The organism is Streptomyces xingningensis (assembly GCF_054957865.1).
In genome coordinates this window covers 1-14,488 of record NZ_JBDJPF010000102.1, presented here as the reverse complement: position 1 = coordinate 14,488, position 14,488 = coordinate 1, and the positions used below count along the sequence as shown (strand labels likewise).

Here is a 14,488-nt window from a genome sequence, read left to right as displayed (position 1 = left end):
AACCCCACGGCGCGAGCCGTAGGAATCCCCCTCGTTTACGAGGGGGAGAAGTCAACATCCGCGCCTCCGCCGTCGGCCAGCGCCCGGCCGAGGTGCTGCGGCTGCTCATCCACGCCATCCTCGGCTATCAGCACAACGACCTGGAGGACGACGCCACCATCCTGCTCTTCGAATGGCACCCGCAGCGTCCGTGAGTTTGCTCCGCTTTGACGGACATGTTGGTTGTGCCGGTCGGGCCGTGAGGGCGGCTTCGTATTCGGCAGGGCTGAGGTAGCCGAGGCTGCTGTGCAGACGACGTGAGCTATACCAGCCCTCGATGAAGTCGAAGACTGCTGTTCGGGCGAGCGCCCGGCCGGGCCAGGGCTCGGTGCCGGGCAACTCCCCTTTGATCGTGGCGAAGAAGGCCTCGGCGAGCGCGTCGTCCCAGCACTGTCCGGTGCGGCCAACCGAGAGCCGGATGCCGAACTGCGCGCTCAGGGCGGCGAATACTGATGCCGCCTTTTCCGTTTCCGGGTCAGGGCACCAGCACCAGGCGGCCGCGCAGCCCACCCGCCGCCAGCCTGCGGTGCGCATCGGCGACCTTGTCCAGCGGCAGGACGTCGGCGACCCGCGGGCGCAGCCCGGCGGCAGCCAACTTGGCGAGGCGGGGGCCGTCCGCGCGGATCCACACGTGGCCCACCCGGATACCGCGCAGCGGCGTCGGTGCGGTGCCCAGCACGCTGACCAGCGAACCCCCGCCGCGCACCGCGTCCAGCGCGAGCGTGCCCACCGATGCCGCGTCGACCGCGGCATGCACGCCGCCGGGCACCAGGTCGCGCACCGCGGCGGGCAGGTCCGCAGTCCGCGGCACGAAGAACTCCGCGCCGAGATCGCGCACCAACTCCTCGTCGCCGACGCCCGCGACCGCAACCACCCGCACACCGGCCAGCGCGGCGAGCTGCACCGCGTAGCCGCCCACCGCCCCCGCCGCTCCGGTGACCAGCAGCGTGTCGCCGGGCCTGGCCGCGGCGATGTCGAGTGCCTGCGCAGCGGTGAGCCCACCCAAGGGCAGGGTCGCCGCAGCCACCAGGTCGGTGCCGGTCGGTACCGCGGCAACCGCGTCCGCGTCCAGCACCACGTACTCGGCCTGCGCCTTGAGCGGCAGCGCCAGCCGGTCGGACAGCCCGATCACCGCGTCGCCACGTCGGAAGCCGGCGACCTCGGGCCCGAGCGCGTCGATGTTGCCGGCGACGTCCCAGCCGATGCCGATGGCCTCCCGCCCCGGGAGCAGACCGCCCGCGGTGAGCGCGCCGGAGCGGGTCTGGATGTCCACCGGGTTGACAGCCCCCGCAGCGACTTGGATCCGGACCTGGCCGGAACCCGGTTCCGGCACCGGAACCTCCGCCACCTCAAGGACTTCCGGGCCACCGAAGGAACGAACGATCACAGCTCTCATGGCCACGAACCTACGGGGCGTTACTCTCCATCAGGAAGTACGCACTTCGGAGTGCGTACCCGACCCGGGAGTGCCATGGCCACCCGCACCGCCGTCCAACGCCGCGCCGACGAGCGCGCCGCCTACGACGCCTACCTCGCCACCTGCCCGGCCCGGCAGCTGCTGGACCGGATCAGCGACAAGTGGGTGAGCCTGGTGCTGAACGCGCTGGCCGACGGGCCGCTGCGGTACCGCGACCTGAACCGGATCATCGCCGGGGTCAGCCAGAAGATGCTCACCCAGACGCTGCGCACCCTGGAACGCGACGGTCTGCTCACCCGCACGGTGACTCCGTCGGTGCCGATCCGGGTGGACTACCAGCTCACCCCGCTCGGCCGCAGCCTGCTGCCAGTGGTGGCCTCGATCAAGGCGTGGGCCGAGTGCCATATCGAGGAAGTCCAGACCGCCCGCACGGACTACGACCGGCGTGTGGCTGCGGAAGCGTAGTGAGAGTCCTCGAGTTGGGCACCTATGTTATGCCCGCCTACGCCGGAATGATCCTCGCCGAGCAGGGTCACCGGGGCACCAAATGGCACGCTCCCCACCGCCCGGACCCCATCGAGCAGCTTCACCGGGGCCCGGAACTGTGGACGTGGATCAACCACGGCAAACGCCTGGAGCCACAGCACGCCCAGGCTGTCACTTCCCTGCCGCCCGGCCGCTTCGACACGGTCGTGGACAACATCCGCGCGGCCACTTGGCGGCACTGGGGCGTTGATCCGGCAACCGAGCCCCAACGTCCGGGCGTGGCCTGGGTGTCGATGCATGACGACTCCGATGGGCGGTCCTTCGCCGCCATCGCCCAGGCACGCGCCTGGGGCGACCACCTCGGCTACCTCCCGGCCTACCTGGACGTCTTCGCACCGCTCGGCTATGAACCCACCGCCCGGCAGCACGAGTTCCACAGCGCCGGGGAGTTCGCGGTGCTGTACGGCGGGCCCATGGGCGGCGGCAAGTCCCGGGCCCTGACCAGGGCATCAAACAGCGCATCACCAAAGCCCTCAGATGCTTCGGCGTCCAGGTTGCCGCCGTCGAGGGCTGGCTGATCGAACCAGCCGCACAGGTCACCGAAGTGCTCGCCGAAGCCTGGGACATGGCCAGTCCCGCCGGGCAGTTGTACATCTCCCTCACCAACGGCCCCACCACCGTCACGGTCTTCAGGGGTTGGGGTGGCCGCCACCGGGTAGCGCCCGCTAGGACCGCGTCGCCCTCCCGCACTCGTCCCCAGAGGACTTGCCCCGCCCGACCGGCGCGCTGCGGTCGTACGGGTCGATCTCCGTGCCGGCCTCGTCCGCCCGGCGGTCCGTGCCGAAGGGCGGGGTGAAGTAGCCCGTGGGGGTGCCGCAGCCGCCGTTGGTCATGTCGTACTTGTACGAGACGATCGAGAACGTGCCCGGCTCGGTGATCATCTTGTCAGGGTCGTCCCAGCTCAGGACCAGCTCGCGCCGGACGATCGTGCGCACGATCTCGTCGCCGCCGCCCGCGTCCGCGCGAGTGACCGGGTAGACGAAGGTGACGTCGGCGGTCACCTGGAGCGCGCCGCGCTCGCCCTCCCGGTAGGTGAGCCGGCCCCGGGTCTTCACGACGTCGCCGACCAGGTGGGTGCGGGAGGGCTGGAAGCGGCTGAAGAGGAGGAGAGGGTCGTTCTTCTCGCTCGGGGTTCGGAAAGCGGTTTTCAGAAAGTCTTGGACGTCCTTCTGGTGCGGGTTGATCAGTGCAATCGCCTTCTCGGGGCGCTCGCCCCGCAGCACCCCGCGGTCCAGGTCGGCCGCGACGAGGAAGTCCCGGCTGCGGGCGAGGGCCCGCTCGACCTCGGCCGCGCTCATCCAGCCGACCGCCCCGGCCTTTGGCACGGTGATCCCCGCCGCTCCGCTCGCCCAGCTCGCCGCCGGCGAACCGCGGAACGGCTCGTCCACGGTGGGGCGCTGGGCCGCCTCCGTCGGGGGCACCCGGGCCGGGCGGGCCGCCGACGACGGGGAGTCATCACCGGCGAACAGGTCCACTATCCGCCCCGGCACGAGCGCCACCACCAGCAGCACCAGCGAGGCCAGCAGCCCGACCACGTACCAGCCCGTGCGCCGCCTGGGCCGCGCGGGCGGGTAGCTGCGCCAGCCCTCCAGGCCGTGACCAGGCTCCGCGCGCAGCCGCTTTGCCACGTCGCGAGCCCGCGCCGACGGCTCCTTGGGCGAGTCGGCGGCACCCGCCACCGACTCGCGCAGAAATCGCTCCCACTCCTCATCGGACCTGGACGAACCGTCCGGCCCCGTACCCGCGCCCATCCCCAACCCCTGACAATCAGTAGTCCACGGCCCACTCCCCTGGGACGCGTCCGCATCATGACACAGAGCGCTGACGGTGAGGTCAGCCGGACGGACGGTGTGGGCGCGCCCCGTGAACGTGCTCCACGCTTTGGTCACGCCGTCCAGCACGGCCAGGATCTGGCCCAGCTCGTATTCAGCCTGCACGTCCCACGGCCATGTCGAGACGATGGACCTCCTGGTGACCGCGTGCGGGGAGTCGCAGAGCAATCTGAAGCTCGTCTCCGACGGTGTGCTGTCCCTGGCCCGGTTTCCCTCCGTCCGCCACACGAGTGGGAGACAGGTGGGAGATGGTCTATGCGCTGAACTGCCGCGCACTGCGAGAAGCTACAAGAAAATGCAAAGGTCTGTTAGTGCCGGGTCGTTGTGCCGGCTCGCCTCACAGCGCCTGCGCCGCCGTTTTGACCAGGTCGCGCACGGTGCGGGATTTGACGTACTCGCCGATGGCCGTCATCTCCCACTCGCCCGAGTACTGGCGGATGAACTTGCACATCAGCACGCCCGTCTTCGCCTCGGAGTGGGCGAGGTCAAAGCGGACCAGTTCTTCGCCGGTCTGAGCGTCCAGCAGGCGGCAGTACGCCTTGGCGATGTCGGTGAACTTCTGGCCGCTGAACGAGCTTACGGTGAAGACCAGCCCCGTCACCTGTGGGGGGAGGCCGCCCAGGTGGACGGTGATGGTCTCGTCGTCGCCGGAGCCATGGCCGGTGAGGTTGTCGCCGGAGTGCTGGATCGCTCCATCGAGGATCATCAGCTTGCCGAAGTAGCAGTAGTCGATCTTGTTGCGGTCGGGGCCGTAGGCGATGACCGAGGCGTCCAGGTCGATGGCGCGGCGGCCATGGGCGGGCTCCCAGCCGAGGCCCATCTTCACCGAACGCACCAGCGGCTGACCGCCCTTGACGAGGGAGACCGTCTGGTTCTTCTGGAGGCTCACCCGGCCCTTGTCCAGGTTGATCTTGCCGGGGGTGGGGGCGGAGGGCGGCATTGCGGGCGCGGCCGGTGCCGGAACGGAGACAGGGGCGGGCGTGGGCGCGGGCTCCGCCACGCTCACGCCGAAGTCGGTGGCGATGCCGGCCAGGCCGTCGGCATAACCCTGGCCGACCGCGCGGAGCTTCCAGGCGTCGCCGCGGCGGTAGACCTCGACGACCACCAGCGCCGTCTCCGCGCCGAGCCGGGGCGGAGTGAAGGTGGCCAGGGGCGCGCCGTTGTCCGCGGCGCGGACGGTCGCGGTGGGCTCGGTGCCCGCGAAGGCGGTGCCCGGGGCGTCCGGGCTCGCGGTGACGACGACCTTGTCGATGCCGGCCGGGACGGCCGTGGTGTCGATGGTTATCGAGTCGGGGGTGCCGCCCACCGCGGCGCGGTGGGTCACGCCCGGGCCGTTGGGCTGGTTGTAGAAGACGAAGTCGTCGTCGGAGCGCACCTTGCCGTCGGCGGTGAGCAGCAGGCCCGATACGTCGAGCCGCACCGGGGCGGTGACGTCCACCGTCAACCGGGTGACGGAGAGCGGGATGTTCGAGCCAGGGGTCATAACGGTCATGATCGGGGAACGCACGGGCGGGCTTTACGGTTCCATGACCTGTGTATGGGGTGGGGTCGGCGGAATACTCGGGGGCTGGGCGCGGCTGCAGCTCATGTCATGGGACTCGAGGGTGGAGGAGTGCAGATGCCGGGTGGGGCCGTTGCACAGGGGACCGTCGCCAAGGGTTTTGAGGCGGTGCGCGAGGAGTTCGAGGCCACGCTGAACGAGGAGCGGGCGGGGCACTCCGCCCAGCTGGCCGCCTATGTGGACGGGCGCCAGGTGGTGGATCTGTGGGGTGGGCCGGAGATCGGCGGGGACTCGCTGATCGGGGTGTTCTCCGTGACCAAGGGGGCCTCCTATCTCTGTGTGGCGCTGCTCGTCCAGGAGGGCGCGCTGGACCTCGACGAGGAAGTGCGGCACTACTGGCCGGAGTTCGGGACCGCGGGCAAGGAGCGGATCACTCTGCGGGAGCTGCTGTCCCATCGCGCCGGGCTGATCGGCGTCGAGGGCGGCTTCACCCCCGAGGAGTTCACCGACGACCGGGCCATCGCCGCGCGGCTGGCCGGGCAGCGTCCGTACTGGCGGCCCGGCGCGGCCTTCGGCTACCACGCCTATGTGATCGGTGCCCTGGTCGGCGAGCTCGTCCGGCGGGTGACGGGGCTGACGATCCAGGAGTTCTACGAGTCGCGGGTGCGCGCCCCGTATGACATCGACCTCTATCTCGGCCTGCCCGAGGAGCAGGAGCACCGGGTGCTCGCCAACCAGCCCATGGACCCGACGCCCGAGCAGAAGCGCAAGCTGCTGGAGGAGGCGAGCGGGCCGGAGAGCCTGACCGGGATCGCCTTCAACCGTAACCATGTCATTCCCACCGATCTGGAATCGCTGCCCAATTCCCGTGCGATGCGTGCCGCGGGGCAGGCGACGGTCGGCGGTGTGGGCTCGGGGCGGGGGCTGGCGCGGATGTATGCGGCGGCGATCAGCGAGGTGGACGGGAAGCCGCCCCTGCTCGCTCCGGAGACGATTGCGGAGTTCGCCCAGCCGCACTCGGTCGGTTACGACCTGGTCGCGCGCGGTCATGATCGGTTCGGTCTGGGCTTCCGGGCCATGACGGACAGTTATCCGTTCCTCGGCGCGCGGTCCTTCGGGCACAGTGGGGCCGGGGGCATGCAGTCCTTCGCGGATCCCGCGAGCGGGCTCGCCTTCGGGTACAACCGGCGGCGCTTCGCGTTTCCCGGCGGGGCGGCGGTGGAGGCGGAGCGCCTGGCGCGGGTGGTGCACGGGTGTGCGGCGGGCGGCTGAACGGGCCGGAGCCGCTCGGAGGCGATCCTCCGGGCGGTTCAGCGTGCGGACACAAACCCCGACTCATAGGCGGCGATGACCGCCTGGGTGCGGTCCCGTACGCCCAGTTTGGCGAGCACCCCGGCCACATGGGACTTGACCGTGGCGGCGCCCAGGAAGAGCCGTTCGGCGATCTCCGCATTGGACAGGCCCGCCGTCATCAGCCGCAGCACCTCCGCCTCGCGCTCCGACAGCCGCGCCCGCAGCCGGTCGGCCTCGGCGTGCGAGGCGCGGTCCCCGGCGTGGTCGGCGGCCAGGGACCGTACGGCCGAGGGGAAGAGCAGCGAATCGCTGCGCGCCACCAGGCGTACGGCCTGGACGAGTTGATCCGCCTCCGCGCGTTTGAGGAGGAAGCCGGAGGCGCCCGCGTGCAGGGCGTCATACACATAGCTGTCGTTCTCAAAGGTCGTGACGACGATGATCCGCGGCGGGTCGGTCACGGTGGACAGGATCTGCTCGGTGGCGCGAATGCCGTCGACCTCGGGCATCCGCACATCCATCAGCACGATGTCGGGGCGCAGTTCGCGGACCACGGACACCGCCTGGGCACCCGTCGCGGCTTCGCCGACGACCTCCAGGTCGGGCTCGGCGCTCAGGATGGCGCGCAGGGCGGTGCGGATCATCTGCTCGTCGTCGGCGACGACGATGCGCAGGGCGGGGGCGGTCATCGGCCGCCTCCGGTGAGGGGCAGGCGCACGGACAGCCGCCAGCTGCCGTCCTGTTCGCCCGAGGTGCTGCTGCCGCGCAGCAGCCTGGCGCGCTCGGCTATGCCGGTCAGCCCCCGGCCGCCGCTGTGGTGCCCCGGGGCCGGGCGGCCGACGGGATTGTGCACGGTGACCTCCAGGGTGTTGTCGTCCACGGCGATCCGCAGCCGGATGGGTACTTGACCCGCGTGACGCATGGCGTTGGTGATGCCTTCCTGGACGATCCGGTATGCCTCGCGGGAGACGATCGGCGGGATTCCGGTCAGCCCCTCCGGTCCGTCCGGCGCGGAGAGGGTGACCGTGCTGCCCGCCGCGCGGGCACGCTGCAGCAGGGGGTCCAGGTCGGCGAGGGTGGGCGTGGGTGCCGCGGACGCCGGGCCGTCCTCGCGCAACAGCCCCAGCACGGCGTCGAGTTCGCCGACGGCCTCCCGGGTCGTCTCCTCGATCGAGGCCAGGGCCTGCCTGGCGAAGGCCGGATCGGCGTCGATGACCCTGCGCGCCGCGCTCGCCTGTAGCAGCACCGCACTCAGCGCATGCCCCACCGAGTCATGCAGTTCGCGGGCCAGCCGGTTGCGCAGGGCGAGCTGCCGGGCCCGCTGTTCGGCCGCCGCGAGCCGGTCGGCGGCCGTCGGTCCGAGCAGTACGGGAGCACAGCGCGCCAGCAGGGTGCCCGCCGCCCAGGAGATCGCCGGTACCAGGGCCAGCAGCGCCAGCCCGGTCAGCGGGGCCAGTGCCCGGGCGTCCTGGAAGGGGCGCAGCCAGGGGAGGTCCATGAGCTTGCTGGAGTGGTCCAGCGGCGGCACGACGAGCAGGGCCACCGCCGCGGGCGGGGCGGCCAGCGAGCAGCCGCTGACGATGCCGCCCAGCGTCAGATGCAGGGTGTAGTACAGCGCCGGACGCCTGCGCTCCGCCCAGGTTCTGGCGGGCCCGGTGGACAGTTCCCGGCCCTCGAGTCCGCACAGGGCCCGCGCCGCGCCGCTCTCCAGCGGCCGGATCAGTGGGAACAGCAGCGCCGAGAGGGCGGCGAGGACCAGGGCCATGGCGAAGGTGGTGAGCTGGAAGCCGACGACAACGGCCGCACTGCTGGAGGGCTTCAGGACGAACGACATCGGCACGGTCGCCAGCAGGAAGTACGGCATCAGCAGCGCCCCGCCGAGCAGCAGGTGCACCCAGCGCAGGCCTGCGGGTCGGTTCAGGGCGGCCGTGGTCATGCGGACAGCGTATGCGGCCGGGGAGAATCCCCGGGAATGATCGCGACAGTAATGATCGCGACAATGATCGTGACATCGCCGGAAGCGGCCGCTCCGCGCCGCACAGTCAAGGGGAGCCCATGAGCAACGCGTGCCCCGGACCGCAGGAACACTCCACCGCCCTGGACGGGATACTCCGCCTCGCGCTCGGCTTCCAGGCGTCCAAGGTCCTGCTCACCGCGACCCGGTTCGGCCTGTTCACCGAGCTGGCCGACGGGCCGCTGGGCGGCGAGGAGCTACGGGCCCGGCTCGGTCTGCATCCGCGTGCCGCCCGCGACTTCTTCGACACCCTGGTGGCGCTCCAACTGCTGGAGCGCACCGGCGGGACCGACGGCAGCTACGCCAACACCGCGATCACCGGCCGGTATCTGGACCGCAACAAGTCCACCTACCTTGGTGGGTTTCTGGAGATGGCCGACAGCAGGCTCTATGGCTTCTGGGACCGGCTCGGCGAGGCGCTGCGCACGGGGCAGCCGCAGAACGAGGCGGCGGCCGGCGGCGGCCTGTTCGACACGATCTACCAGGATCCCGACCGGCTGGCGAGCTTCCAGCGGGCCATGACCGGACTGTCCCTGCGCTCCGCGCATGCCCTTGCCGAGGCACTGGACTGGTCCGTCCACCGCACCGTCGCCGACATCGGCTGCGCCGAGGGCGCCCTGCTCAGCCATCTGCTCAACCGCCATCCCCATCTGCGGGGCGTGGGCTTCGACTTGGAAGCCGTGCGCGGCAACTTCGAACGGTATCGGGCGCGGTACGGCCCGGCCGGCCGGCTTTCCTTTCTCGGCGGGGACTTCCTCACCGGGCCGCTGCCCACCGCCGATGTGCTCCTCTTCGGCCATGTCCTGCACGACTGGGATCTGCCGACCAAACGGATGCTGCTGCGCAAAGCGCATCAGGCGCTGACGGAGGGCGGCACGGTGATCGTCTACGAGACCCTGATCGACGACGACCGGCGGGTGGGCTTGATGGGGTTGCTGATGAGCCTGAATATGCTCATTGAGACGCCCGGGGGCTTTGACTACACCGGTGCCGACTGCCGAGGCTGGCTGGCGGAGGCCGGATTCCGGGAGATCCGGGTGCAGCATCTGGCGGGAGCGGAGTCGATGGTTGTCGGCCGCGCATGAACTGGTCGTGAGGTCATGATGACAGTGATACGGGGAGCAAACTATGCATGACGGTGCGGTGCTGCACATCAAGGGGCGGGTGCTGGTGGGCCCGGACTCCGATGGCGGGGTATGTGACGAGGCATGGGTCGTCAGCGGGCGGATCACCTTCGACCGGCCGGCGGGGGCGCGGGACGTCACCACCATCGAGGGCTGGGCATTGCCCGGATTGGTGGACGCGCACTGCCATGTGGGGCTGGACGCGCATGGCGCGGTCGACGAGGCGACCACCGAGAAGCAGGCGTTGACCGAACGCCATGCGGGGGCGCTGCTGTTGCGCGACGCGGGTTCCCCGTCCGACACCCGCTGGATCGACGACCGGGAGGACCTGCCGCGGATCATTCGCGCGGGCCGTCATATCGCCCGTACCAAGCGTTACATTCGCAACTACGCCCATGAGATCGGGCCGGGTGACCTGGTGGCGTATGTGGCGCGTGAGGCACGGCGCGGGGACGGCTGGGTCAAGCTGGTCGGTGACTGGATCGACCGGGAGATCGGTGATCTCTCGGCCTGCTGGCCGCGGGACGAGGTGGCCGCGGCGATCGCCGAGGCGCACCGGCTGGGTGCGCGGGTCACGGCGCACTGCTTCGCCGAGGAGTCGCTGGCGCCCCTGGTGGAGGCGGGCATCGACTGCATCGAGCATGCCACCGGACTGACCGAGGAGACCATTCCGCTGTTCGCCGAGCGTGGGGTGGCGATCGTGCCGACCCTGATCAACACCGCGACCTTCCCCCGGCTCGCGGAGGGCGGCGAGGGCAAGTTCCCGCGCTGGGCGGACCATATGCGCCGCCTGCACGCGCGCCGCCATGAGACGGTGCGGGCCGCCTACGATGCGGGGATCCCCGTCTACGTCGGCACCGATGCGGGCGGTTCGCTCGCCCATGGCCTGGTGGCCCAGGAGGTCTCGGAGCTGGTCACGGCGGGTATCCCCGCCGCGGCCGCGCTCGACGCGGCGGCCTGGGGGGCGCGCGCCTGGCTGGGCCGCCCCGGCCTGGACGAGGGCGCCCCCGCGGACCTGGTCGTCTATGGGGCGGATCCGCGGGCGGATGTAAGGGTGTTGGGGACGCCGCAGCGGGTGATTCTGCGGGGGCGTGTGGTGAGCTGAGCGCATCGGGTGTGCCGAGCGTCAACTGATTCGAATCTCTTGGCGATGAACACCCCTTTGGGTGAACTGCCCTTCATTCGCTGTCAGTTCACCCGTTCCGGCGTCGAACATGGCGTGGTCGATGCCGACGGCGCACGATGTCCCCCATTGGTGCGCCGCCGGCTCCCTTTCTCTCGTGGGGAGTTCCACACCCGTGTTCAGCACCACCAGCTCTTCCTCCGGCATGCCCGCGCGCCGTCTCGCGGCGGCCGCCGCGCTGGGTGTCACCGGCGCACTCGTTCTCGGCGCGGCCCCGGCACAGGCCACCGGCGGCGACGGCAGCTCGGGCGCCGTCGTCCTGCGCACCGGGCTCGAGGTCGCACTGCTCAACAGGACCGTCCAGCTGCCGCTCAACGCCTCCCTCAACGAGGTGCACGCCCCCGCGAGCGCGGACCGGACGGCGCTCGCCGTCCACCTGGACGGTGTCGAACAGGGCAGGCCCGTCAAGGTGTTGCGCGCCGAGGCGGCCACCGCACGGGCCACCTCCGACGCCCACACGGCCAGGGCCCATGCCGATCTGTTGCACGCCAAGGTCCATCTGCCCGGCCTGCCGCTGCTCTCGCTGATCGAGGTGCAGAAGGTCACCTCGGAAGCCGTCTGCGAGGCGGGCCGCAGGCCGACCGCCACGTCCAACCTGCTGGGCAGCGTGACGGTGCTCGGCAAAAAGGTCACCCTCAGCACGGGCGGCACGACAAGGGTCGAGGTGCCGAGCGTGGGTGAGGTGCGGCTCGACCTGTCGAAGACCGCCACCACCTCGCGGACGGCGGCTGCCACGGCACTGGAACTCAACGTCTCCGTCAACCCGTTGAAGCTCAATGTCGCCGAGGTGCGGGGGAGGGTGACGCTGGCGGAGGCACACTGTGCGGCGCCCTCCGCGCCGGGGAAGGGCTCCGGGAAGGGGGCCGGGGTCTCCCGGACGAGCGCCAAGTCCCAGCCCGCGGCCGAGAAGCAGGACCTCGCCGAGACGGGCGGCTCCTCCGCCACGCCGTATATCGCCGCGGCGGCCGGGCTGTTGGTGGTCGGGGGAGGCGGGGCGCTCCTTCTCGCGCGCAGGCGGCGCGGATAACGCGGATAAGAGGTGTGGCCCGCGGAGCCCCCGCTGCTTCGAAGCGGGGGCTCCGCGGTGCGCGCCGGCGGCTCGCGTCGGTGGTTTCGTGGAACCACCGGCGTCTGGTGAGGCGTCTCCGACCACACGTGAGCACCGTCAACTCCCTTGCTGGGAACAGCGGGTGAGCCTAACTTTCGGTTTGACATGGTCGGATCACGATCGATGGGTGGAGGAATGGATTTACCACTCAGGTCCAAGCGACTCCTGGCCGTGCTGGGGATGCTGGCCGCCCTGCTCGGGCCGGTGTCCCTGGCGGAGGCCAAACCGGCCCCGCCCCGCGATCTGTGCGCCGCACAGATCGCGGCGGCCCGGCAGGTCGGGGCGGATATCCGTGCGCACAACGCCAAACCGCATGTGTTCCGGATGCCGGAGCAGTCCTTGGCCGCGGCGGCGTACAACTCGGAGAAGGCGTCCCTGGAGGCTCGCAGGGCCGTGGTGGTCGCCCAGCTCCAGGCCTGTATGCAGGCGATGAACGCACTGGCGGACGAGAGCGGGGGCCCGTTGGGCCTCAAGTCCCCAAGCCCGCGCACCCTGGCCAAGCTCGAGCAGGCGAAGAAGGGGGTTCCGTCGAGTTGGACCCCACCCCCGCCGCCCCCGAGCGGCAAGAACTGGAAGGTCGACCCGAGCTCCCCGATACGTCCGGTGTTTGAGACCCTCCGGAAGGGCAACCCGGGCCGGGTGGGCAACATCAAACTTCGGGGAGTCAGCCGACCGCTGGCCACGGACAGAGATCCGGCATACCCGGTGGCGTCCGGCCGAAGGATCGGAGCCTATAACTCCGGGAGGCCGAAGGTCTCGCCGGACCATATCGTGCCCCTGGCCGAACTCGTCCAGATGCGGGACTTCATGAAGCTGACGCCCCAGAACATGCATGTGATCTCGCGTGCACCGCTGAACTTCCAATGGATGTCGAAGGCGGCGAACGAATCGAAACAATCAAGGAGTGCGGCCTATGTGACAGGGGCCGATCCACAGTGGATAAAAGATCAGGCTGCGTTGGAGGATGAGGTCCGCAAGAAGTTGCAAGAGCTCATCGACCAGTTGCTCAAGAGTCAGTGACGGAGGCAGGACATGGGCCCGACCGAGATTGCCGCAACGCTGGAGGAATGGTCGCTGACATTTGTCGGGGACGACTCCGACGAATTTTCCCGAATCCCTGAAAGGTGGCGGCCGATCGCGCTGTCGGCCGATGCGGAACTCCGTCGGAGAACGGCGTTGTCGCTATGGAACCAGAGCTTCCTCGACCTTGTTCCCGAGTTCGCCGAGGCGCTGCACGCACACTGCGCCGATGTGCGCGTCTGTATCGCCGACGACTCTCCGGTGCTGGTCTACGTTCTGGAGACAGACGATGGCGAGCCGGTCTCCTGGGTCGGCTATGACCCCGGCACCTTCGAGGAGCCGGATTTCTGGGGGAGCTTCCCGGAAGCGGTGCAGGTGTTCCTGCGCGAGGTTCATGCGGGGTTCGTCTCGGGGAGCAGGGATGCGTTCGGCGTGGCGCGGCCCATCGAAATGGGCACCATCGCCGGACTGGCCGGCTTCCCCGACGGTGTCCCCGGCTGGGCGGACGAAGCCGATATCTCGTCGACGCGCCTGCTGCAGATCACGACGGACGGCGGCATCCTCAAGTACTGCCTGTCCCCGGATCTCGGACCGGGAAAGATCGCCTTGGTTTATGAAGGGGACATCGATCCAAAGGACTTCGGTCAGGAGCTGGACGAGCTCCTGATGTCGCGCTTCGAGGACCCGTCCTGAGCAGAAGGGCGTTGAGGTGTCACACCAGCCCGGTCAGGGGCCGCCCCCCTGGCCTCCACAGGGAAAACAGCCGCCGTCCGTTCCGCCGGGGTTCGGGCCGCCACCGCCGATGTCGCCCGGGTTCGGGCCACCGCCGCCGATGCCGGGAGACTCGCCGCCTCCCGGTCGGCCGCCTCGGCGGCGGCGGACGTGGTGGTACCTCGGGGCAGCCGCCGCTTTGCTCGCCGCCGCCGGAGGCGTCACGGCATATCTGCTCCTGGACCGGGGCGAGGACGAGCAGTCGAGGATCAAGAAGGTGGTCGCCGACTTCGCCCTCGCGGTCGATAGGGGGGACACGCCCAAGATGGTCAGCCTGCTCTGCCAGGAGGAGGCCCGCGACATCGCCGACAACGCCAATGACAACGCCAATGACGCCGACGACTCGGGCGACTCGGGCGACGACGACCGCGATACCAAGTCGAAGCCGATACCGATCAGGACATCGGATGTCCGGATCAAGGGAGACACCGCCAGTGTCGTGGTGACCAGATCCGCCCAGCAGCCGAACCCCCTCTATCTGCGCAAGGAGAAGGGCACTTGGAAGGTGTGCGCCCCCGCCGGGGGGTCCCGCTGAGGGCGGCTGTCTGCTAGGGGGTGTCCGATGGGTCGGCACGAGCCCTGCGGCGTCTGGCACGGCGCCTCGCCGCGTTGTCGCATCACCCTCCCCCATAGCCCTGAACGG

The 14,488-nt window shown here is 70.2% G+C and carries 15 protein-coding genes and 1 pseudogene; 10 read left to right on the top strand and 6 right to left on the bottom strand.

Annotated features, from left to right (window positions below; all coding sequences use genetic code 11):
* A pseudogene (locus tag ABCR83_RS31135) lies at positions 1-194 on the top strand (hypothetical protein); the annotation flags it as partial.
* Here the strand turns inward: ABCR83_RS31135 and ABCR83_RS31130 are convergent.
* A complete protein-coding gene (locus ABCR83_RS31130; protein WP_462698603.1) occupies positions 106-573 on the bottom strand; it encodes an integrase core domain-containing protein in 468 nt (155 codons plus the stop codon). The pseudogene ABCR83_RS31135 and the gene ABCR83_RS31130 overlap by 89 nt on opposite strands.
* Entirely contained in the window at positions 515-1,435 is a 921-nt protein-coding gene (locus tag ABCR83_RS31125; RefSeq protein WP_462698602.1) for an NADP-dependent oxidoreductase, read from the bottom strand. The genes ABCR83_RS31130 and ABCR83_RS31125 overlap by 59 nt, the downstream gene beginning before the upstream one ends.
* A 75-nt stretch (positions 1,436-1,510) precedes the next feature.
* Between ABCR83_RS31125 and ABCR83_RS31120 the strand changes: the two genes are divergently transcribed.
* Positions 1,511-1,921: a winged helix-turn-helix transcriptional regulator gene (locus tag ABCR83_RS31120; protein WP_462698601.1), complete on the top strand. Its 411-nt coding sequence runs from the start codon at positions 1,511-1,513 to the stop codon at positions 1,919-1,921.
* A gap of 14 nt (positions 1,922-1,935) precedes the next feature.
* Positions 1,936-2,520 (top strand): hypothetical protein, encoded by a 585-nt coding sequence (locus ABCR83_RS31115; RefSeq protein WP_462698600.1) that lies wholly within the window; start codon positions 1,936-1,938, stop codon positions 2,518-2,520.
* Between the two features lie 147 nt (positions 2,521-2,667).
* On the opposite strand, the gene ABCR83_RS31110 is transcribed toward ABCR83_RS31115, so the two are convergent.
* Entirely contained in the window at positions 2,668-3,753 is a 1,086-nt protein-coding gene (locus ABCR83_RS31110) for a hypothetical protein (RefSeq protein ID WP_462698599.1), read from the bottom strand.
* Between the two features lie 418 nt (positions 3,754-4,171).
* The gene (locus ABCR83_RS31105) at positions 4,172-5,317 is read right to left on the bottom strand and encodes a TerD family protein (protein ID WP_462698598.1); all 1,146 of its coding nucleotides are present in this window, start codon (positions 5,315-5,317) and stop codon (positions 4,172-4,174) included.
* Between the two features lie 135 nt (positions 5,318-5,452).
* Here ABCR83_RS31105 and ABCR83_RS31100 point away from each other — a divergent pair, with 135 nt between their 5' ends.
* On the top strand, positions 5,453-6,607 hold the full coding sequence (locus tag ABCR83_RS31100; RefSeq protein ID WP_462698597.1) for a serine hydrolase domain-containing protein: 1,155 nt from the start codon (positions 5,453-5,455) through the stop codon (positions 6,605-6,607).
* 38 nt (positions 6,608-6,645) lie between these two features.
* On the opposite strand, the gene ABCR83_RS31095 is transcribed toward ABCR83_RS31100, so the two are convergent.
* Positions 6,646-7,314 (bottom strand): response regulator transcription factor, encoded by a 669-nt coding sequence (locus ABCR83_RS31095; RefSeq protein ID WP_462698596.1) that lies wholly within the window; start codon positions 7,312-7,314, stop codon positions 6,646-6,648.
* The gene (locus ABCR83_RS31090; protein ID WP_462698594.1) at positions 7,311-8,561 is read right to left on the bottom strand and encodes a sensor histidine kinase; all 1,251 of its coding nucleotides are present in this window, start codon (positions 8,559-8,561) and stop codon (positions 7,311-7,313) included. The genes ABCR83_RS31095 and ABCR83_RS31090 overlap by 4 nt, the downstream gene beginning before the upstream one ends.
* Before the next feature lie 119 nt (positions 8,562-8,680).
* Between ABCR83_RS31090 and ABCR83_RS31085 the strand changes: the two genes are divergently transcribed.
* The 6 genes from ABCR83_RS31085 (at position 8,681) to ABCR83_RS31060 (ending at position 14,380) form a co-directional block, all read left to right on the top strand.
* Positions 8,681-9,724: a methyltransferase gene (locus ABCR83_RS31085; protein WP_462698592.1), complete on the top strand. Its 1,044-nt coding sequence runs from the start codon at positions 8,681-8,683 to the stop codon at positions 9,722-9,724.
* Positions 9,725-9,767: 43 nt separating this feature from the next.
* On the top strand, positions 9,768-10,868 hold the full coding sequence (locus ABCR83_RS31080) for an amidohydrolase family protein (RefSeq protein WP_462698591.1): 1,101 nt from the start codon (positions 9,768-9,770) through the stop codon (positions 10,866-10,868).
* Between the two features lie 223 nt (positions 10,869-11,091).
* Positions 11,092-11,973, top strand: a complete 882-nt coding sequence (locus ABCR83_RS31075; protein WP_462698604.1) for an SCO1860 family LAETG-anchored protein — start codon at positions 11,092-11,094, stop codon at positions 11,971-11,973.
* 216 nt (positions 11,974-12,189) lie between these two features.
* Positions 12,190-13,074 carry a hypothetical protein gene (locus tag ABCR83_RS31070; protein WP_462698590.1) on the top strand — a complete coding sequence of 295 codons (885 nt, stop codon included), beginning with the start codon at positions 12,190-12,192 and terminating at the stop codon, positions 13,072-13,074.
* Between the two features lie 12 nt (positions 13,075-13,086).
* Complete coding sequence (locus ABCR83_RS31065; protein ID WP_462698589.1) at positions 13,087-13,767, top strand: hypothetical protein; 681 nt, start codon at positions 13,087-13,089, stop codon at positions 13,765-13,767.
* Between the two features lie 109 nt (positions 13,768-13,876).
* On the top strand, positions 13,877-14,380 hold the full coding sequence (locus tag ABCR83_RS31060; protein ID WP_462698588.1) for an Rv0361 family membrane protein: 504 nt from the start codon (positions 13,877-13,879) through the stop codon (positions 14,378-14,380).
* The last annotated feature ends 108 nt before the right edge of the window (positions 14,381-14,488 follow it).